The organism is Paenibacillus typhae, assembly GCF_900099765.1.
GTDB classification, from domain to species: Bacteria; Bacillota; Bacilli; order Paenibacillales; family Paenibacillaceae; genus Paenibacillus_AQ; species Paenibacillus_AQ typhae.
In genome coordinates this window covers 52,246-73,918 of the sequence record NZ_FNDX01000018.1, presented here as the reverse complement: position 1 = coordinate 73,918, position 21,673 = coordinate 52,246, and the positions used below count along the sequence as shown (strand labels likewise).

The following is a 21,673-nucleotide window of genomic DNA, read 5'->3' as shown; positions in this document are numbered from 1 at the left end:
AAACCGTAAGTGCTCCTTCCCGGAGACTTGCGGTTTTTTTGGTAGGGGAGAAAAAAGGAGCTTAATCCGGTCTGCCTTCCGTGACCTGAATGGTGAACACAAAGGCTGCACCCTGCTCCATGCCTGTTCTGGCATAGATCGTGCCGCCCATCAGCTCGACGAGCATTTTGCAGATGGACAAGCCAAGGCCGGTCCCGCCGAATTTCCGGTTAATGGTTGCATCAACCTGGGTAAACGGCTGGAACAGATATTTCATTTTATCGTCCGGAATTCCTACGCCGGTATCCTCAACCAAGAATTCCAGCTGCAGTACGCCGTCCATCGCCTGTCTGAGACGGGCATGCACCTTTACACTGCCGCTGGCGGTGAATTTAATGGCATTCCCGATCAGGTTGTTAAGCACCTGTCTCAAGCGGTTGGAGTCTCCTACCAGCAGGGCGGGGATGTTGGGGTCAATCCGCATCTCCAGTGCCAGGCTGCGTTCCATCGCCAGCGCCCTGAACAGGTCGAGCGTTTCCTTCAGGCAGGAATGGAGGTTAAACAGCTCGTAGTCCAGCTCCATTTTGCCGGATTCAATCTTGGTGAAGTCCAGGATATGGTTGATTACCGACAGCAGGGCATGACCGCTGGTATGGATAATATCGGCCATCTCCAGATCATCTGATGACAGCTCCGAGGTCCGCAGCATATCAGACATGGCGATGATCCCGTTGAGCGGGGTTCTGATCTCATGGCTCATCATGGCAAGAAAGCCGCTTTTGATCCGCAGTGCCACCTCGGCCGTATCCTTCAGCTCGGTGAGCACGACATTGGCCGACTCCAGCTCCTGCGTTTTGAGCTGCAGCTCCTTGCGGGTCTGGAACATGCGGACGAATCCGTCAATCTTGCTCTTCAGCACCAGCGGATGGAACGGCTTGGTCAGGAAATCTATAGCTCCCGCCGTGTAGGCCATCATATAATTCTCCAGCTCCGAGGTGAGCGAGGTCAGAAAGATGATCGGAATATCTTTTGATTTTTTGCGCATCTTGATCCGTTTGGCTGTCTCAAAACCGTTCATATCGGGCATCAGGACATCCATAATGATCAGGGCAAATTCCTGCTCCAGCAGGTGCTTCAAGGCATCCATCCCCGAGGTGGCATGTACGAGCCGGTACGGTTTATCCGCAAGCAGAGCTTGAACAGAGAGAAACTCGTCGGGACGATCATCTACAATCAAAATATTAACAGGATAATCCATAGTTCCTCCCAAGACAAGTTAGAATGACAATGACAGATGGCGATTAGTTAGAGCTATTGGATTAACCATACCTTTAATACAGTAACCAACTGGGTAGTGTTGATTGGCTTGGAGATATAATCCGAGGCTCCGGCCTGCAGACATTTGGTCCGGTCCTCCTCCAGCGCACGGGCGGTCAGGGCAATGATAACGATATGATCATAAGCCGGGTTCTCGCGGATCCGCTTCATCGTCTCATAACCATCCATTTCCGGCATCATAATGTCCATGAACACAAGCTGGGTTTCCGGATGCTGCTCCAGATGCGCGAGCGCCTCCAGGCCGTTCTGGGCAAAGCTTATCTCCATATTATAACCCTCAAGCACACTCGATAACGCAAAAATATTACGCATGTCATCGTCGACCAGCAGAATCTGCTTGCCGGCAAAGGCCGCTTCCGGGTTATGCAGCTTCTCGATCAGCTGCTGCTTGTCCGGCGGCAGGTCGGCGTGTCTGCGGTGCAGGTACAATGCTGTTTCATCATACAGCCGTTCCATTGAGCGCACATTCTTGATGACGATGCTCTCGGCATAATGCTTCAGGCGCTGCTCATCGGTTTTGCTGAGATCCTTGCCTGTATAGATGATGACCGGCAGTGTCTGCAGCTTGCGGTTGGTCTTGATCTGCTCCATCAGATCGAAGCCGCTGATATCCGAAAGTCCAAGATCGAGCACCATGCAGTCAAAATGATGGCTGCTCAGCTGCTCGAGCGCTTCGCGGCCGGTGCCGACGGCGACCACCCTGACGTCCGGATGGGCAATGAATTCCACCAGACTGCTGCGCAGCACCTGGTTGTCCTCCACGATTAGAAGGCTCTTGACCGGACGGCGGATATAAGTCTCTATCTGAAGGAAAGCTGTCTCCAGCTCTGTCTGGTCACTCGGCTTCTTCCAGAAGGAAAGAGCACCCATCGCCAGACTCTGCTGGTTCTCTTCTGCAGTGGAGATAACATGGACCGGAATATGGCGCAGCTCCGGACGGCTCTTCAGCCGGCTGATAATGGCCCAGCCGTCGAGTACCGGCAGATGCAGGTCGAGCAGGATGGCATCCGGCTTGTAGGCATGGGCGAGGGCAAGGCCCTGGTCGCCCTGGAAAGCCACAATGGCCTTGAAGCCTCTGCTCCGCGCCAGATCAAGCAGGATCGAGGCGAACTCCGCATCCTCCTCAATGATCAGGAGCAGGGTATCACCGCTCTCGAGATTATTCCGGTCATCATCCATCTCCGCATACTGAAGAAGTTTCGGATTGGAAATCGAAATGTCCGGAACAAAGGATTCACGGAATGAAGGATGCTCTTTAGCGGCAGGAGCCGAATCCGGCTCATATACCTGGCTGGCTGCTGCAGCAAAGGTGGAAGCGGCCTGGGACAGGGCAAGCTCATCAGGCAGCTCGGCAGGCAGAAGCAGCGAGAAGGTGCTTCCCTTGCCTTCGACGGAATCGACTTCGATTCTTCCGCCCAGCAGGCCGGCCAGCTCGCGGCAGATGGTCAGGCCGAGGCCCGTACCGCCGTATTTGCGGCTGGTGGTTCCGTCCGCCTGCTGGAAGGCCTCAAAGATACTCTCCAGCTTGGAGGCGGGAATGCCAATGCCGGTATCGCTGACAGCGAAGACAATCTCGCTCCCGCTTGTCCGGATCGACAGCGAGACGGAGCCGTCCTCCGGCGTAAACTTAAGGGCATTGGAAAGCAGGTTGTTCAGAATCTGCTGCAGCCTGTGTCCGTCGGTCAGCAGATGCTCAGGCAGCCTGCTGTCACAATGAACGTCAAAGCGCAGATGCTTGGTCTTCGCCTGCTGTTCAAACCGGCGGTACAGATGGCTGCTGATATCCTGCAGCGGCACCGGCTCCAGCACAGGCGTCATTTTACCGACTTCAAGCTTGGCCAGGTCAAGAATCTCATCGATCAGCTGCAGCAGATCTTTACCTGCAGAGAAGATAGTGTGCACATATTCCAGCTGCTTGACATCCAGATTGCCCTCTTTGTTCTCGGCCAGAATCTGGGACAGAATCAGCAGGCTGTTCAGCGGTGTACGCAGCTCATGGGATACATTGGCCAGGAATTCAGACTTATACTGGGCAGCCATGAAGATTTCTTCCGCCTGCACCTTGATTTCTTCCTTCTGCTGCTCTGTCAGCTCCATCTGCTGCAGCAGGCTGCTGTTGGAGACAGCGAGCTCTTCGGTCTGGACCTGCAGCTCTTCTGTCTGCGCTTCGAGCTCCTGAGCCTGAGCCTGGAGCTGCTCCTTCTGATCCTGCAGCTCTCTGGTCTGTGCAAGGAGCTCATCGGCCTGCACCTGAATCTCTTCCTTCTGCCGTGCGGTGATTTCCATCTGCCCGCGCAGCTCGGCAGCCTGTCCTTCAATTTCAAGCTTTTGCCGGGCTGTGAGCTCCATCTGCTCGCGGAGGTCTTCCGTCTGGGCCAGCAGCTCCTCCGTCTGCGCTTCGAGCTCCTGAGCCTGAGCCTGGAGCTGCTCCTTCTGATCCTGCAGCTCTCTGGTCTGCGCAAACAGTTCATCGGCCTGCTCCTGAATTTCTTCCTTCTGCCGTGCGGTGATTTCCATCTGCTCACGCAGCTCGGCTGCCTGGGTTTCGATTTCCGACTTCTGCCGTTCGGTCAGCTCCATCTGGTGCTGCAGATTCTGATTGGAGGTATGCAATTCCTCGGTCTGGGCCAGGAGCTCCTGTGCCTGAGCCTGAAGCTGCTCCTTCTGGTCCTGCAGCTCCTCGGTCTGGGCGAGGAGCTCATCGGCCTGCGCCTGGATTTCCTCTTTCTGCTGTGCGGTAAGCTTCATCTGATCCTGCAGGCTGCTGTTGGAGGCAGCCAGTTCCTCGGTTTGGGCCAGCAGCTCGTCCGCCTGATCCTGAATCTCCTCTTTCTGGCGTGCCGTCAGCTCCATCTGGTGCTGCAGATTGCTGTTGGAGGTAGCTAATTCCGCGGTCTGGGCGATTAACTCCTCAGTCTGCGCCTCCAGCTCCTGGGTCTGTGCCTGGAGTTCTTCCGTCTGGGCTTCCAGCTCTTCTTTTTGCAGCTGGGTGTGGTTAAGCAGCTCTTCAATCCGCGCAACATCAGCCAGGGTATTAATCAGTACCCCCATGTTCTGGCCGGTCCGCTCGATCAACTGCCGCTCCTTGTCGCCGAGTTCCTTCAAGGTGGCCAGCTCAACTACGGCGACAACGTCATTCTCATAAAGAACCGGAAGTACAATCAGTGTCGACGGAGGGGCTTCCCCCAGTCCGGAGTGCACTCTTACGTAATGCTCCGGCAGATCGTTCAGGATAATCATCTGCTTGTCAACCGCGCATTGGCCCACCAGCCCGCTGCCGAGTGCGAATGGTTCACGGCTTACAGAGGCCTCATCAAAGGCATAGCCGGCCGTGAACTGCAGCCGGTTGTGCTGGAGCATGTACATGGCGCCATAGCTCCCGCCGACAGCTGTGGCCAGCCGTGAGATGAAGATGCGCGCTGCAGTCTGCAGATGGACGGAGCCTTGAAGGCGCAGTGCCATCTCCGAGACCTCTGTGTTGATCCAGGCCTGATCCTCGGCCTTCAGGCGCAGAATGCGCTCCTCGGCAGTCTTGTGATGCAGGTCAACTCCCAGTCGGTAAAAGGACTGGGCCAGCTGCCCGAATTCATCACTGCGGGTAGTCATTCCCGAGGCATCGAGTGTGCCGCCGGCAATATCTTCGGATATCGTCCTGATCTGTTCAATGCCCTGCGTTACATTACGGTGAATCTGTGTCATGAAATAGGCACAGAGCAGAACACCTGCTACACCTGTTCCTAAGACCAGATATAGAGGTGCTCCTTCAAGATAGATCATTGCTATAGTGATCATACTGCTGAGCAGCAGTATGGAAGTAACAGCTGCTAACCAAATCTGTTGTTTTATTTTCATGCTCGCCCGCCTTTATCTAGCTAGTTTTATTAATTATACTTTTAATAGAGAAGGGATGATAGAGGAAACGCAGGAAAACGCCAGTTAAACCAAAAATTAGCCTGATTATCTGGCGTTTTTATGACAACTGCTTTTTTACCCTTTACCGGGGGCGTCTGCGGGCCTGTTTCCGGCCGGAAGATGCCCGGTTTACGGCATGGCCGCCTGCGCCTCCGCCTACCGCCTGCTGCTGTCTTGTATATGGGCTCTCGATAGCCGAGTTGGTGCCGCCCGTGCTGTATGTGCCGCCTCCGCTTCCTACCTGGGTAGCAGAGGAGCTCTGGCTGCCTTTGGGCAGCTTCACTGTCTGGTTATTAACCACAATGACGATTTCCTTGCCCCCGGCAATCAGCGGAAGCCGAGCGTTATGGCGTCCCCGGTATCTCTTGCCTTTGCTGCCGCGGTTAACCGCATCTCCTCCGGCGCCGACGCTCTGCTGCTGGCGGGTATAGGGGGAGGCGATGGCCGAGTTGCTCCCGCCCGCACTGCTGCGCCCTGCGCCGCTGGCAATCTGTGTAGTATTGGCGGCATTAGTATACTGGTTATTGATCACAAACACCAGCCGGCCGACCCCTGCAAGCGGAGTGCGGGTCACAATCCGCCGTTTTCCCTTTTGAATGATGACCAGAATCCCGTCTTTTCTGCTTAGCCATCTGCATCGTGCCTTCCCGTTTGGACTTCTATATCATTAATGCGCCGGCGGAAAATGCGTGAGCAATACGGGTCCGGCGGAGCACGAAATCAACGCCTGCCTACAGGTTGGATGAAAATAGATGAATTACATGAAAAATTGTCAAAATTAATGACTGATTTTCAAAATTGGGGGCTTGTAAGGAGCGTACAGAGCGTGTAAGATATACGAAGGTTTAACTACGGATATTCATATAACAACTCATATAATCTTGGGAATATGGCCCATAAGTTTCTACCGGATAACCACTGTAAATATCCGACTATGAGTGAAATAGCGCATCTAGGGTTCCGCTTCTGTCTGTCGTCCGGCCGGCAGAAGGCTGGTCCAAGCGATGCGGACACTGCTGATGTGTTACACCGCTTAGGGATAAAAACCCAGAAGGACAGATTCACTTGAGAGAAACGCTCAAGTGAATCTGTCCTTTTTTTTGTTTCTGCCGGTCACTCAGCTGCCACGACTATTGAAGGAGAGAAGCTGCCATTATGAAAGTGTTGGAGGAACGCATTAGAGAAGAGGGCCGGATTCTCTCGGATACCGTGCTGAAGGTGGACTCGTTTCTGAATCATCAGGTGGACACCGGGCTTGCCCTGCAGATCGGCCGGGAGTTCAGGGAAGTGTTCGGTGATTTGCCGGTTACCAAAATATTGACGGTTGAAGCCAGCGGTATACAGTTCGCGATGGCTGCGGGGATTGCATATAAGGTTCCCTTTATTTATGCCAAGAAAAAGAAGGCTGTAACCTTGTCCGAAAGCGTCTATTCGGCCCCGGTGCATTCCTTCACCCGCCAGGAGGACTACCGAATCAGCATCTCGCAGAACTATCTCGGACCGGATGACAAGGTGCTGATTATCGATGATTTCCTTGCCACCGGCGCAGCGCTGGTGGGCCTGGCCGATATTGTGGAGCAATCCGGCGCACAGCTGCTGGGTGTCGGCTGCGTGATCGAAAAGAGCTTTCAGGAAGGGCGGAGCCTGCTGGAGAAGAAGGGGATTGCGGTGCATGCACTGGCAAGAATCTCGTCCATGGCTCCGGGAGAAGTTCATTTTATTGCAAATGAAGAGATGATTAAGGAGAGTGCAGGATGTTAAGCAAGCAAAAGATTTTCGCTCTGGGGCTGCAGCATGTGCTGGCCATGTATGCCGGAGCTGTTATTGTACCGCTGGTCGTCGGAGGCGCACTGAATTTGAGTCCGGCGCAGATGGCCTATCTGATCGCAGCTGATCTGTTTACCTGCGGACTGGCCACACTGCTTCAGGTAATGGGCAGCAAGTATTTCGGCAGCGGGCTGCCGGTCGTGCTGGGCTGTACCTTTACTGCCGTCAGCCCGATTATTGCCATTGCTTCAGGCTCAAATCTCGCGACCGCCTATGGCGCAATCATTATATCCGGCCTGTTCGTTGTACTGGCGGCCCCTATCTATGGCAGACTGCTGAAATTCTTTCCTACAGTCGTTACCGGATCTGTGGTGACCATCATCGGGCTTTCGCTTATTCCTGTTGCCATGAACAATGTGGCCGGCGGACAGGGCAGCCCTGACTTCGGACAGCCGCGCAATCTGCTGCTGGCTTTGATTACGCTGCTGGTTATCCTTGCCGTGAACCGTCTGGCAACCGGCTTCCTGCGTTCTGTTTCCGTACTGGTGGGTCTCGTCATCGGAACAGCCATTGGTTATTTTATGGGGATCGTTGATTTCTCTTCTGTCGGCACCGCATCTTATGTAAGCATTGCCCAGCCTTTCTACTTCGGCTGGCCGCAGTTCAGCGTAACGGCAATCTTCACGATGATTATCGTCAATATTGTATCCATGGTTGAATCGACCGGCGTATATTTTGCAGTCGGCAAGGCTACAGACCAGAAAGTGGAAGACCGGCAGATTGTAAACGGCCTGCGCTCGGAAGGGCTTGCCATCATGCTGGGCGGCCTTTTTAATGCATTCCCTTATACGGCATTTTCACAGAATGTCGGATTGTTGTCTCTGACCCGTGTCAAGACGCGCAATGTCATTTTCGCTGCGGGCGGGATTATGGTGGTGCTGGGTCTGCTTCCCAAGCTGGCTGCACTGACCACCGTTGTGCCCAATGCCGTGCTGGGCGGTGCGATGATCGTTATGTTCGGTTCCGTTGCCGCCTCGGGAATGTCGATTCTGTCCGAGGTTGATCTTCGCAAGGACGGGAATCTGCTGATTGCCGCCTGCAGTATTGCCGTGGGCCTCGGCTCGGCTGTCCTGCCTTCCATGTTCGACCAGCTGCCGGAGTTTGCCAGAATGCTCCTGCAGAACGGGATTGTATCGGGTTCCCTGACAGCGATTGTCCTGAATATTTTCCTCTCCAGATCACAGGATCACACCGGCGCGGCAGCACCGGCTGCAGCGCCCGAATTGAAATAAAACTTACCAGTTTTGAAGTATAACAAGATCAGCCGCCGATTCCGAAATATAAGGGATCGGTTTTTTTCTTTTTTATAACAGCATTCCAATGTATAATTTTTTGGAAAATATTAAATTTTTATAAGCTTGAATTTTAGGAGGGGGCCCTGAGTATGAGGAAGTACTGGCTGAGCGTGCTGGCCAGCCTGCTGCTGGTCTGCATAGTGCCGCTGTTCTCCATCCTTCAGAATTTAACGGGTTCTCAGGTGCTGCCTGTGTCGAGGCAGGGGGTAATCGATCTGCGGGACTGGGATTTCCGGCAGGACGGGGCGCTGAAGCTGAACGGGGAGTGGGAGTTTTACCGCGGCAGGCTGCTTACGCCGGAAGATTTCCAGCCTGCCCGTACAGGGAGGTCTGCTCCCGAAGTATCCGCGATGATCAATGTGCCGGATAAATGGAACGACTACCTGGCAGATGACGGTACCAGCCAGGCCAAGGGCTATGCCACATACCGCCTGCAGGCCATGATTCCTGACGGCAAGTCAGTCGTATACGGCTTGCGTTCGCTAAATATCCGGATGGCCAGCAAGATCTTCCTGAACGGCCAGGAGATTGGAAACAGCGGCCTGCCGGCATCCTCCCCTTCCGAGAGCAAGGCCAACAATATTCCCTATATGGGATTTGCCGGTGTAGACGGCAGCAGGCTGGAGATTATTGTACAGGTGGCGAACTATAACTATTCTTCCGGCGGCATCATTCAGCCGATTATTATCGGTGATCAGGCATCGATCCTGAAGCACCGGGAGTTCGCCTTGTTTGTCGACGGGGCAACCATATTCGGTTTTTTTGCCCTGGCCCTGTTTCTGCTGATGTTCTCCAAGGTAAAGGCCAGCCGGGGGATTACCCTGTACCTGGGCCTGTTCAGCATCGCTGCCCTGGTGTATATTCTGACGCATGGTGAAAAGCTCATTGCCGCCGTGCTTCCCGGACTGTCGTATGAAATTGTACTGAAGCTCCAGCTGGCATCCTCCACACTGGTTTATTATTACCTGCTCCGCTATGTGGCTAATTCAATCAATTATCCGATGCCTCAGGCGGTTATGAAGGCATCAAGGGCAATTACGGCAGTGCTGCTGCTGATTGCCGTGTTCGTTCCGGCACAGTATTTCAGTTATCTGGAAGGGCTGCTGCTAACCTGGGGCGTTGTTGCCATAAGCTTTGTGCTTTACTCTATGATTACGGGTACACTGCAGAACCGCAAAAACAGGTTTATGATGATGGTCAGTATAGAGAGCCTCAGCGTAGTTATCATCTTTTATCTGGTCAGCTTCAGCAGCATGCCCTTTCATTACTATGTGCTGTCCTATGAAATTATCCTGTTCGGCTTCTTTCAGGCCATTCTGATGACCCGCCAATACGCTGCCTCTTTCCTTGAAGTAGAGCAGCTGTCCCGCAGGCTGCAGACACTGGATGGGCTAAAGGATGATTTCATGGCTGATACCTCCCGCGAGCTGCGAGATCCTCTGCAGGGGATCGTCAATATTGCCCAGACGATGGCAGAAGGGGCAGCAGGACCATTGACCGCCCAGCAGACCGGACAGCTGTCGATGATTGTATCGGCCGGGAAAAGGCTGTCCGCTCTGATCAATGATATGTCAGATTTCGCCAAGCTGAACCACGGGGATCTGTTTCTGCAGCGGCAGGCGGTTAACCTGCGCAGTGTCGCATCCTCTGTAATGGAGGTTACCCGTCATGTCACGGGCAATCCCAAGCTCAGCTTCCGCCTGGAGCTGCCGGAGTCGCTGCCGCTGCTTGAGACGGATGAACAGCGGCTGGCGCAGATCCTGTTCAATTTGCTGGCAAATGCTGTGAATTATACCCAGCAGGGTGTGATTACTGTATCCGCTGAGGTTAAAAAGAAATATGTGGTTATTCAGGTGGCTGATAACGGATCGGGACTGCCGCCGGAGCGGCTGCGGACGATCTTTGATGCCTATGATCCGCAAGGGGCCTCAGCCCAGAAGCTGTACCGTGAGAACGGGCTGGGCCTCAGCATTACCCAAAAGCTTGTAGAGCTTAACGGCGGGATGATTGAAGGAGAGTCTACCCTTGGCCAAGGGACTGTATTCCGCTTCACCCTGCCGGTGATGGAGGAGCGGGCAGTGCTTCTCAATGACGATTATCTGGAGGTTACCGGCTGGGAAACCGCCGCAGCCTCCGAGCTGAAGGCGGATGAACCGGCGCTGCTGCAGGACGCGGAATGCTGCACCATCCTGGTCGTTGATAATGATCCGGTTAACCTCCAGGTGCTCTCCAATGCCCTGCGGCTGGAAGGTCATCTGGTTATTACGGCAGTCAGCGGTCCGCAGGCGCTGCTGCTGATGCAGGAGCAGCCGGATATCGACCTTGTTATTATGGACTGGGCGATACCGGAAATGCCGGGGCTGGTTCTGTGCCAGGCCATCCGGGAGCGGTTCATCCTGTCCGAGCTGCCGATTCTTGTTCTGGCTGCGGGAACCCGTGCGGAGGATATTCAGGCTATCTTTGAAGCGGGTGCTAACGACTACCTGATCCAGCCGGTGGAGCTGAGGGAATTCCGGGCCCGGGTGCAGACGCTGCTTGATATGCGCAAGCTGATCCGCAAGTCCGTGGAGACGGAGATCGCCTTTCTGCAGGCGCAGATCAAGCCGCATTTTTTGTATAACGCGCTTAATGCCATTATCTCCGTGTGCCCTGATGATCCGGACAAGGCCACGGACCTGCTGCTGGATCTCAGCATGTATCTGCGCAGCAGCTTTGATTTTCAGAACCGCGGGCAGACCGTGCCGATTGAGAAGGAGCTTGAACTGGTCCGTTCCTATCTGGCTCTGGAGAAGGCAAGATTCGATGACAGGTTGAAAATCGAATTTGATCTTCCGGACCCGATCCGGGAACTGGTTCCTCCGCTGAGCATTCAGCCGATCGTGGAAAATGCCGTGAACCATGGGCTGATGAAGAAGGAAGCCGGCGGGACCGTCACGCTGTCGATCCGTCTGCTGCCGCGCCAGCTGGTGGTAGCCGTAACGGATAACGGTATCGGCATGTCCCGGGAGCGGATCGGCGAAATTCTGTCTGAAGAACGCACCGAAGGCGGAATCGGCTTGAGAAATATCCAGCGGCGGCTGCTCAAGATTTATGGTACCGGACTGATAATAGAAAGCGAGCCTGGCACCGGAACCCGGATTTCCTATGCTATTCCGCGGACCGGCCCGGTGCTCGAATGACCTGACAAGAGGTGAACCTGGCTTATGAGGGCAATATTAATAGATGACGAAAAACCCGCACTGCAGCATCTTGAACGGCTCCTTGCGAAAGACGGACGGCTGCAGGTTGCCGGTAAATATACCTCGGCAAGGCTGGGGCTGCAGCATCTGGAGCAGGAGAAGGCCGATATCATCTTCCTGGATATCGGAATGCCGGAAATGAACGGCCTGGAGGCAGCCGAGCATATTATGAAGGTGGACCGCAATATCCGGATTGTTTATATCACGGCATACAGTGACTATGCGATTGATGCCTTTGAGCTGAATGCGGCGGATTATCTGCTGAAGCCGGTCACGGCACAGCGGCTGAACAAAACGCTGGAGCGGCTGGTCAGCCGTGAGGAGCAGGCCGCTCCGCAGCCGGCTGCCGCGGAACAGGCTGATAACCCGTGGATTCTTTGCTTCAAGCGGCTGGAATTCATGGACAGGAACGATGCCGGCAGAAAAACGCTTTGGCGGACCAGCAAAGCGCAGGAGGTGCTGGCGCTGATGCTGCACTACCGCGGGCAATGGGTGCTCAAGGATATGATTGTGGATCTCGTCTGGCCGGATTTCAAGCCGGAGAAGGCGGTGACCAATCTGCATACAACGGTGTACCACATCCGCAAGCTGCTCAAGACGTGGGGGATGGAGGTCACGGTTGAATTTTCACAGGAACGCTACCGTCTGGTCACCGGAAATGCTCCGCTCGACGTGGAGCAGTTCGTACAGGGCTGGCAGGGCGGTGCCGTGAAGGACGAACAGGACTGGGAGCGCCGGGAGGCTGTACTGGCATTATACCGCGGGGATTATCTGGGTGAGCATCATTACAACTGGGCAGAGGCAAAGCGCAAGGAGCTGCAGGCCAATTATATTCAGATGTCGCTGCGGTCGGCTGAATATGAGCTGGATACGGATCGTCCGCGGCAGGCGCTTGCCCGGTTGTCCGCATTGCAGGAGGTTGACCCCTATTCGGAGGATATCTGCCGGCTGGCCTTGCGGAGTTATGCCGCACTAGGCGATTTCCCCGGATTCCGGAATCATTATGATCATTATAAAATGCTTCTGCAGAATGATCTGGGCATCGGTCCGGGCAGTATAATGGACAGCTGGGTTCAAAATGCCTTTTAGCAAAAATTCATGGTCTGTAGCTTTATGTAGCTGAGTTGCCCGCATTGCCATATGCGCTGCTGTTCAGCTATTTTTCTTCCGCCGGAACTGCACACAGGTGCTTTGGAAGATGAAACGGAAAGAGGATATTTGCGTATCAGAAGCGTAATAGTTAACAGGAAGGAAGTGTCATTTAGTGGATAATGGAATGAGCGTCATTTTGTTTGAAAAGCTGCCTGAAGGTGACCTGCGCGTCATTGAGGAGCGGGTATGGAGCATGAACATGATTACCGCCCTGGAGCATGTCAATTACCTGGTGGTCGGCAGCAAGGAATACGAGACGGTGGAAGGAAGACTCAATGTGGATCAAGGGAAGCTGGAGCTTCTGCTTGTTCCGATGCGCACTGAGGGTTAGACAGCGCTAGAGAAAGGAGGCAATGATTGTGGAAAATGATGAGAAAAAGGCAAAGGAGCCTGCCAGGGACAGCGGCGGGCCCCGATTGCTGAACGCGGAAGGCAAGCCGCTGCGAGTTCTGTCAACCTCTCTGGGCATCGCCCTGCTGGCAAATGCGATGTTCGTTCCCGGGGGCGTTCACGCCACCGGCGGGAGCACAGGCAGCGAGCCGCAGCTGGTATCGTGGTCGACTGAAGAGGTCAAGGCCTATTTTGACGCAAATGTGGACTGGAACATTCCTTATCCGGAGGAGAATACCGAGGAGACCGTGCAGGAGGGAACCGGCGTTGTTTCTTCCGGCGGAACGACGGTAATCAACAATTACGGCGGGTACAGTAACGGCTTCGGCTGGGATGATCTGCTGCTGTACCACATGCTGTTTAACAGCGGATCCAACTACTCCTCCAGGGGCTGGTACAATGACCGGCCCACTTATTACGGAGGCACCCGGACCACCTATAAGCCGCCGACGTATAACAGCGGAAGCTTTCAGAACAAACAGGTCACCGGGTCAGTCGTTAAACCGAAGACATCTACATCCTCAACCGGCTCGATCACCCGCAGAGGCTCCTCCTCTGCCGGCGGAGTGGGCGGGAAATCAAGCGGACTGGGCTCCTCATCGGGCTCAAGCAGCAAGTCAAGCTCATCTGTCAAATCAGGCAGCTCCAAGAGCTCATCCTCCAAGAGCTCAAGCAGAAGCAGCGGTTTCGGCGGATGAGCCCGGGAAGCAGCGTTTTTCAACTGCTGGACCAGTCGGGTCTGGAGCGTGCGCCGCGGGTAGAACGGCTGCGTGAGCTTGGATTCACGTGGGCCGATCTTGAGGAGGAGGAATACTGGCTGGACGCTATTGCTGTAATGTCAGCAGAGACATACAGGGAGCTGGCCGATGCCTCGGAGAAGCTGTGGGGAATTCTGGATAAGGCAGTGCGTTATGTCCACCGCAGACAGGATTTATATGAGCTGCTCGGCATTCCGCCGGTACTGTGGCAGATGCTGGATGATACACCTCTGCCCGAACCGGGGCTGATCAGCCGGTATGCCCGGTTTGATTTTGCCGTAGCGGATGACGGGACGATCAAGCTGCTGGAGCTGAACGCAGACACGCCGACAGGATATGTGGAAGCGTCCATCGCGACGCCGTGGATCTGTGAGCAGGCCGGAATCGGAAGTCCGAACGGGGAAATGAAAGAGCTGCTGGCTGCAGCCTGGGGCCATGAGCGTCCGGACACCGCTGCCTGTGTTGCTTACGGCACCCACCAGGAGGATTCAGGGACCATTGAGGCACTTGTACACCACAGCGGTCTGGATATAATGTGTGTGGACTGCCTCGAGCTGTGGATTGATAACGGCAACGTGTATGACGGGCAGAACCGGCGTATTGAGCGGATGTTTGCCCTGTATCCCAAGGAATGGATGGCAGTAGATGAAGGCGGCGATGCGCTTGCCTACGCCGTAGAGACAGGGCGGCTTCAGCTGTTCAACGGGCCGCACAGCATCCTGCTGCAATCCAAGGGCCTGGTTGCCGCCGTATGGGGCATGTATGAGCTGGGGCTGCTGTTCACAGAGGAGGAGCGGCAGGTAATCTCCCGCTATGTTCTGCCGACGTACAACAAGCCGGTATTCTCGGGAAGCTTCGTGTCCAAATCGGTATTTGGCCGCGAGGGCGGATCTGTACGCCTGTTCAATGACAGCGGCGAGCTGGAGCTTGCGGACGAGGAAGGCTTTGACAGCAGTGTCTTGTTCCCGACCGTATACCAGAAAAGAGCTGAGCTTGCCCGGATCCATACTTCCGAGGGTGAGCTTCACCTGCTGACCGGTATGTTCGTGATCAACGGGAAGCCCTGCGGGCTGCTCGGGCGGGCTGGCGGACCGATTACAGGCAATGCCAGTCATTTTATTGCGCTAGGAGTGAGTGAGCTTGAATAGGAATAGAGGGAATATGGGGCGGACTGCAGGAATGGCAAGAGCCCGGCTGGCTGCGATGCTTGGCATGCTGATGATTGCCGTGCTGCTGCTCAGCGCCTGCTCCAGCAATGAGGACAGTGTTTTTCACACCGGCACTTCAGCGGAGACCACGGACAGTGTCTCGCGTGTACCCTGGGATTACCGGGTGGTTGAGAGCACGGTGGGCGATCTGATCGGCAGTGACATGACCGTTTTGCCGGATAATGAGCTGCTGCCCAACGACGGGAACTATGCTACGGGCGACAAGATCTGGACACTGCAGTTCATGGATGCCGAGATGACGACCACTGCCGATCAGAAGAACGAGGTCCGGCTGTCTGAATGGATGACGCTTAAATCGTATCCTGACCAGAACACCGCGGCAGAGGATCTGAAGAATCTGAAGGTATCGATTACAACGGATGTGGACCTTGTCGGGGTATACAAAACGAAATACCAGGAGAAGACAAGAAACTTTGCGGTGCTCGAGCTGCCCTCCGGCAACCGGATCAAGCAGCCGATAGATGACGAGCGCTACAAGGCACTGGAGAAGGCCAAGACAGCTTCAGTGGTGCTGGAGGAAGTGCATGATTTTGCCGACTATGATTCGGCTTATGCGAAATTTCGGGGGTGGGCGAATTGACGATAGTAATTAATCTGGTAGTCAGTGTCTTAACGATTATTCTGCTGCAGGTGCTTGGCATGGTCGTCTTTACGCTGATGACGCCATTTAAGGACATGGAGGAAATCAAGAAAGGCAATGTCGCAGTTGCGCTGGCGCTCGGCGGCAAGTTCCTGGCTACGGCGATCATTCTTGGTGTAGCGGCATATACGAATACGTCGATCTGGCATATGATGCTGTGGTTCGCTGTAGGGTATGTCTGCCTGATTGCGGCGTACTGGATCTTTGAGCTGTTCACTCCGGGCTTCAGAATTTCAGAGCAGCTGCAGAAGGGGAACACGGCTGTGGGAACCATGCTCTGCCTGGTATTTATCGGAACGTCTTTTGCGGTCAGCAGCCTGATTATCTGATCGCTTTGCATTTATCTGCGGCTGTACGCCGTCCATAAACCGGCGGCAGCCACATTAACTAGGGAAGAGGGGGCGGGCAGGTGCATTTTCTCCTCAAATTATCCGGCAAGCTGGTCGCATTGAAAAAGAAGACCATTGCTGTCATGATCCTGTGCTTTGTTGTGTTAAGCGCCACGATTGCGTATGCCCTGGAGCCTGACACCTTTAACAGCTGGTTTAATGCGTTCTACTGGGTTATGACGACAATGTCCACTGTAGGCTATGGTGATTATTTTGCCGCCACGCCTTCAGGCAAGGTATTTACGATATTTCTGTACATCTTCGGTATCGGCCTTCTGAGTCTGGTGATCGGTAAGGTTGTCGAGGCAATGGGAGAGATACAGAGAAGGAGAGGGGCTGGAACCTTGAGCTTTCACGGGACAGACCATGTGGTGCTTATTAACTGGAGCCGGAAAACGCAGGCAGCCGTGGATGAAATTCTGTGCTATGCGCCGAAATGCCAGATTGTCATTATTGACGAATCGGGCAAGCATCCGCTGGAGCAGATGGAGCAGGTACATTTCATCAGCGGGGATGCCTCAAGCGATGAGATTCTGCTGAAGGCCAACATCGGCAGAGCGAGAGCGGCGATTGTATTCAGTGACATCCGTATTGACGAACCCTCGCTGGTTGACGGCAAATCGCTGCTAATCATTTCCAGTGTTGAGCGGATTGCTCCGCAGGTACATACGACAGTGGAGATTATGCAGGAGAAGCATATTCAGAATTTCCGGCATGTCCAGGTGAATGAATTTGTGCTGTCGCATGATGCCGTTTCCAGGCTTGCCGTAAGATCGGCGCTGCAGGAAGGGAATTCGGAGGTAATCAGCCAGCTGCTCAGCCGCGAGCATGGGGACGACATCTATGAGGTGCCGGTAAATGCAGGCTGGCGGACGTATGGGGAGGCCTTCCAGGCGCTGCTGCTTCAGGGGGCCACCCTGCTGTCAGACCGCGGCGATCTCGGAATCAACCGCAAGCTGGACCAGCCGATTCCGCCGGATGCCAGACTGTATGTCGTGTCAGATGAAGAAACGTATCGCAGAATTAAAGGATAAATGTTCTCATTTAATAGAGCTGCCCGGGTAGGCATAACCTGCAGGCAGTTTTTTTGTGTCCGGAAAAGCTTAGATCCCCGTTTAAAACTAGGAAAAAGGAATCATTTTATTATTTTGGCACAAAATGATGGAAAAAGAATTCAACTTTGTGACTTATATTACCGTAATATAATTATCGACAAAAAATTCCCTTTATGTAGAGGAGTGATGGTTTGGATAGAGGACGCAGCACATTTCTGGTCTGTCTGATGTTTATGGTCTTACTGGCTGGCTGCAGCAACAAGGCACAGCCTGCACCTTCAGCAAGTACAGCGGCTTCTTCTTCCCCGTCACAGGCTCCGGTCCAGCCGACTGAAGGGAAAGCTGCGGACATACAGAAGCTGTATAGCTTTATCGACAAGCAGCTTACCGGTCCCTATGGGGTGTATACGAATCTGCTGGAAACAGACCAGTCCGCAGAGGTGGCAACCGGCCATGAGATACTTAGTGAATCCGCCTCGCTGATGATGCTGAGTGCCGTCCGCAACAGGGATGCCGGGCGGTTTGCCGGGGAGTGGGCGCTCGCCAAACGGGTCTTCGCCATGCAAGGCGGGTTCAGCTACCGTTACAGCCCCGAACGGGATAAGCAGTATACGGTTAATGCCGCTGTGGATGATCTGCGGATGATCGGGGCCTTATATGAGGCCGGAGAGGTATTTGATAATCAGGAATATAAAGAGGAAGCCGCAGAGTATTCCAAGAAATTTTATAACAATAATGTTAAAGATGGCTATATGTTTGATATATATGACAATTATTACCACGACAACAACGGGTTTATAACTTTGTGTTATATTAATCTAAGTATTTTGCGAAATTTGTCGATTAGTAGCGAATCGAAAGGTATTTTGTTGCACAATATGAGTGAAATCATTGAGGGCGGGTATCTGTCCGATTCCTTTCCTTTCTATGAGACGAGATTTGATTATACATCGGGAGCTTACAGCTCAGACGGTATTAATACAGTAGAATCGCTGCTCAGCATTCTGAATCTGACCGAGGTCGGCCGGCAGAATCCGGAAAGCCTCCGCTTTATCAGGGAGCAGGTCGCGGCGGGTACGCTGTACGGGCAGTATACGCGTGACGGCAAGCCGGCGAATGATATACGCTCCACGGCGATCTATGCGCTGGCAGCGATGATTGGTGCAGCAGCCGGCGATGATGCACTTTATGCCGACAGCATCCGGAGGATGAATGAATTCAGAGTTACAGACCCGGAAAGTCCGCTGTATGGCGGGTTTGGGGACACGAATACCGGACAGGCATACTCTTTTGACAATCTGATGGCGCTGCTGGCTTATTCCTACTCCGCCAAAAACGAATGATAACGAAGGTGAATCCGCTTGATCTACAACACTGTTAAAACAACCTTGCGGCAGAGCGTTATGCTTGCCGGCTTCCGCTCTTCTCCGGCCTTCGTTGCCGCCTTCGGGGTGCTGCTGATCACGGTGATCGGACTGTTCACTGCACCCTATATCGGGATGGCCGATAACGGCGATTTTTTCCGGAATATATACAGCAACGGACTTTATTTCAGCCAGCCGGATTATGACAGCCAGTACTTTGGCTATTTCGTGAAGCAGTTCGGCATCTATCAGTACTATAACGAAAACGGGGCAACGCTCGCCTCATCCCAGTCCCTGTTCATCAGTCTGGCCATCGGCCTGAACAAGCTGCTGTTCAGCAGCACGGTGTTCGATATCCGCTTTCAGGCGGCCATTTATACTTTGCTCTATGCTGCTGCCGTTTATCTCCTGGTAGAAGCCATTACATGCCGCATGACCCGCAAACAGGGGATGCTGTGCGCTCTTCTGGCCATTTTTGTGTTTGGTGATACGGGTTATACTGCCTATTTCAATTCTTTTTACAGTGAGAGCATTGTACTGATCATGATGCTGTACGTGTTTGCCGCATGGCTGCTCCTGTACAGGAAGCGGTACAATGATTATTTTCTGCTGGCCCTGTTTGTCATCAGCGGGCTGCTCCTCACAACCTCGAAACAGCAGAATGCCCCGGTGGGCATTATTCTGGCTGGACTCGGAATTATGCTCTTTTGGGTAAGAAAGGACCGGATCTTCCGAGTAATGACGGTGATTTCACTGGTTCTGCTGTTTGCAGCCGGAATCGGCACTTACCTGAACATTTCCAAGGAGTTCGTCAACATCAACCAGTATCATGCCATGACCCGGGGAGTGCTGAAGGATTCTGCCAATCCGGAGACCTCGTTGAAGTCCTTCGGGATTAATGAACAGTACGCAATCCTGAAAAACAATATTTACTATGAGCAGTACGGAACAGTTGATGTCAATTCGCCTATTCTGGAGCAGGACTTCTACAGCAAATACGGATTTGTCTCCATCCTGAAATATTATCTTGCGAACCCGGACCAGTTCAGCTCGATTCTGGATGTGGCTGCCCAAAGCGCGTTTTCAATCAAACCGGCAGCCATGGGTAACTACGAGCAGTCAGCGGGCAAGGAATTCCGGGCCCAAAGCCACTTTTTTGCCCTGTACAGTCTGCTGAAGGGGATTCTAGCCCCTAAAACCTTCGGCTTCATCCTGCTCTGGATGGCGCTGGTGACCGGGCTCTATATGCCATCCTTCATCAAAGCGCTCAAGGCGCGGGATTCACGGGGGATGCAGCGCATGGCACTGATTGTAGCCAGCATGGCAGTAGGCTTGTCCGGCATCATGGTGTCCATTATCGGGGCAGGCGACGCGGATATCTCGAAGCATGAATTCCTGTTCACCCTGTCCTTTGATCTCGTATCGGTGCTGGGCCTGTCCGGTGTAATCGGGCGCAGAGTTTCCGGCAGTAGTGAGCCGGCGGCAGGGATGTCTGCCAACATGCCAAAGGTGCAGAAGGGCGTCAGCATATGAGCCGCCGCAGCCCGGGACTGCTTCTGCCGCTGCTGCTGATGTTAGCCGTGTTGCTGCAGCCGTCAGCGCCGGCAAAAGCGGCTGCGCCGCAGACCGCCGCTCCGCAGCCCGGCGTGCTGCTGCTGTATGACAGCCTGGCAGCAGGAACCCCGCGCGAAGGGAATGTGCGGGAGCTGGAGCGACTGCTTGCCGCCTATTCTGTTCAGGTGACCGTGGTTTCGCTCGATCATTATGAGCAGGGGATGATGGAGGCATACGCCAGGGTCATTACCGTTATTAACGACCCTGTGCTGACTGCCAGCGCATCCTTTGAAGCTGATGTTGACCGTTACCGGGGGCAATACCTGCATATCGGGTATAATCCTCCCGCCCGGCTGCAGCAGACCCTGCAGCTGTCTGCCGGCCTGATCGAGGAGGGAAGCGGCGGACTATCGGCCGGTGATTTCCGGTTGCCGGGTATCCAGCTGCAGCAGGTTCCGTATATTGCAGCTGGCAGAGCGGAGAAGACTTACGGCAGTCTGACGCTTCCGGGAACGTATGGCAAGGTTCCATACGCCATGAACTCAGGCAGCTATACCTATGCGCCTTATCTGGACGCAGGCTATGCCGGGAGGCTCGCGATCGCTTATGTGCTGAAGGACTGGCTGGGAGCAGCTGCTGCCGCCGGGCCTTATCTGGTTATTAAAGAGATCTATCCGTTCTCGGATCTCTCCCTGCTGGAGAAGCTGGCCGGCAGGCTGTATGATGCCGGGATTCCGTTCATTGCCAGCGTGCGCCCGGTATTCAGCAATACGGACTTTCCGGCCATGCAGCGTTATCTGGATGCGCTCAAGGTAGTGCAGTCCAAAAACGGGAGCATTTTGGTCAATGCTCCCGTTGTGATGCCCTCCATTAACAGCAGTGATCACACGCTTGGCGATAAAATGAACAGCTTTATTAATCTGCTGGCAGAGAACGGCATTGCGCCGCTGGGCATGGGGGCTGACCTTTATTGGACCTATGATAAGGAGTATTCCTCGGCCGGCATGAGGTTTTTTGACTCGGTCGTGCTGTTCCCGGACGAAAACGTGATCCATATGGAGAAAACCAATGTTTCCGCCGCCTTCACATCCTCGCTCTACAGCATGACGCCCGAATTTATGGCGGACCTTACGCATGAAGGCAAAGCCATGCCCCAGCTGCCGGTGAGTACAGCCGTGACCTTGAATCTTCCGGAGGATGAGGCTGGAATGGAGGTATTGCTGGAGACGGTGGATGCTTACTGGATCTCCTTTGCCGACTATAAACAGGCTGTGCATAAGACGGTTACAGACAGCTATACCGTTACCTCCGCAGACGGAGTGCTCAGAGTGAACGGTGAAGCGCTCAATGTGGATTATGTTCCCAAAGCAGTAAGCAGTGATTTTCAATATAAAGAGGAGCAATACCAGAGCTTTAAAGGGCTGTTCAATGTGCAAAACCAGTTTTTTATCGTTGTCATTATTATCGCCCTCCTGTTCTTCGGGGGATTGCTGACGGTCGGCTACAGGCTGTACCGCCGAAAATATTTGAAATAAGCTTGGTCAGGAGGCTG

The 21,673-nt window shown here is 54.0% G+C and carries 16 protein-coding genes and 1 riboswitch; of the genes, 13 read left to right on the top strand and 3 right to left on the bottom strand.

Annotation, left to right across the window (positions count from 1 at the left end; genetic code table 11):
• Positions 1-61 precede the first annotated feature (61 nt).
• From BLR64_RS15995 to BLR64_RS15985, 3 genes are all read right to left on the bottom strand, one after another.
• Complete coding sequence (locus BLR64_RS15995) at positions 62-1,237, bottom strand: ATP-binding protein (RefSeq protein WP_090715630.1); 1,176 nt, start codon at positions 1,235-1,237, stop codon at positions 62-64.
• Positions 1,238-1,290: 53 nt separating this feature from the next.
• Complete coding sequence (locus BLR64_RS15990) at positions 1,291-5,169, bottom strand: response regulator (protein WP_090715627.1); 3,879 nt, start codon at positions 5,167-5,169, stop codon at positions 1,291-1,293.
• A 142-nt stretch (positions 5,170-5,311) separates the two neighbouring features.
• Positions 5,312-5,803, bottom strand: coding sequence for a hypothetical protein (locus BLR64_RS15985; protein WP_244157726.1), 492 nt, complete (start codon positions 5,801-5,803; stop codon positions 5,312-5,314).
• 277 nt (positions 5,804-6,080) lie between these two features.
• Positions 6,081-6,184: riboswitch (purine riboswitch) on the top strand.
• Positions 6,185-6,384: 200 nt separating this feature from the next.
• Here BLR64_RS15985 and BLR64_RS15980 point away from each other — a divergent pair.
• From BLR64_RS15980 to BLR64_RS15920, 13 genes are all read left to right on the top strand, one after another.
• Complete coding sequence (locus BLR64_RS15980) at positions 6,385-6,990, top strand: xanthine phosphoribosyltransferase (RefSeq protein ID WP_090715623.1); 606 nt, start codon at positions 6,385-6,387, stop codon at positions 6,988-6,990.
• Positions 6,984-8,288: a nucleobase:cation symporter-2 family protein gene (locus BLR64_RS15975; RefSeq protein ID WP_090715621.1), complete on the top strand. Its 1,305-nt coding sequence runs from the start codon at positions 6,984-6,986 to the stop codon at positions 8,286-8,288. The genes BLR64_RS15980 and BLR64_RS15975 overlap by 7 nt, the downstream gene beginning before the upstream one ends.
• A gap of 152 nt (positions 8,289-8,440) precedes the next feature.
• Positions 8,441-11,530, top strand: a complete 3,090-nt coding sequence (locus tag BLR64_RS15970) for an ATP-binding protein (RefSeq protein ID WP_090715620.1) — start codon at positions 8,441-8,443, stop codon at positions 11,528-11,530.
• A gap of 24 nt (positions 11,531-11,554) precedes the next feature.
• The gene (locus BLR64_RS15965) at positions 11,555-12,679 is read left to right on the top strand and encodes a response regulator (RefSeq protein WP_090715618.1); all 1,125 of its coding nucleotides are present in this window, start codon (positions 11,555-11,557) and stop codon (positions 12,677-12,679) included.
• 175 nt (positions 12,680-12,854) lie between these two features.
• Complete coding sequence (locus tag BLR64_RS15960) at positions 12,855-13,073, top strand: hypothetical protein (RefSeq protein WP_167360698.1); 219 nt, start codon at positions 12,855-12,857, stop codon at positions 13,071-13,073.
• Between the two features lie 28 nt (positions 13,074-13,101).
• Positions 13,102-13,830, top strand: a complete 729-nt coding sequence (locus BLR64_RS15955; RefSeq protein ID WP_415841081.1) for a hypothetical protein — start codon at positions 13,102-13,104, stop codon at positions 13,828-13,830.
• Complete coding sequence (locus BLR64_RS15950; protein ID WP_090715617.1) at positions 13,827-15,038, top strand: glutathionylspermidine synthase family protein; 1,212 nt, start codon at positions 13,827-13,829, stop codon at positions 15,036-15,038. Before BLR64_RS15955 ends, BLR64_RS15950 begins: the two co-directional genes overlap by 4 nt.
• A 31-nt stretch (positions 15,039-15,069) precedes the next feature.
• Positions 15,070-15,699 carry a hypothetical protein gene (locus tag BLR64_RS15945; protein ID WP_090715688.1) on the top strand — a complete coding sequence of 210 codons (630 nt, stop codon included), beginning with the start codon at positions 15,070-15,072 and terminating at the stop codon, positions 15,697-15,699.
• Positions 15,696-16,088 carry a DUF350 domain-containing protein gene (locus tag BLR64_RS15940; protein ID WP_090715615.1) on the top strand — a complete coding sequence of 131 codons (393 nt, stop codon included), beginning with the start codon at positions 15,696-15,698 and terminating at the stop codon, positions 16,086-16,088. Before BLR64_RS15945 ends, BLR64_RS15940 begins: the two co-directional genes overlap by 4 nt.
• 80 nt (positions 16,089-16,168) lie before the next feature.
• Complete coding sequence (locus tag BLR64_RS15935; protein ID WP_090715613.1) at positions 16,169-17,182, top strand: potassium channel family protein; 1,014 nt, start codon at positions 16,169-16,171, stop codon at positions 17,180-17,182.
• A gap of 212 nt (positions 17,183-17,394) precedes the next feature.
• Entirely contained in the window at positions 17,395-18,546 is a 1,152-nt protein-coding gene (locus BLR64_RS15930; protein WP_090715611.1) for a glycosyl hydrolase family 8, read from the top strand.
• 18 nt (positions 18,547-18,564) lie between these two features.
• Positions 18,565-20,100, top strand: coding sequence for a glycan biosynthesis hexose transferase WsfD (gene wsfD / locus BLR64_RS15925; RefSeq protein WP_244157725.1), 1,536 nt, complete (start codon positions 18,565-18,567; stop codon positions 20,098-20,100).
• Positions 20,097-21,656 carry a hypothetical protein gene (locus BLR64_RS15920; RefSeq protein ID WP_090715610.1) on the top strand — a complete coding sequence of 520 codons (1,560 nt, stop codon included), beginning with the start codon at positions 20,097-20,099 and terminating at the stop codon, positions 21,654-21,656. Before wsfD ends, BLR64_RS15920 begins: the two co-directional genes overlap by 4 nt.
• Positions 21,657-21,673: the final 17 nt, after the last annotated feature.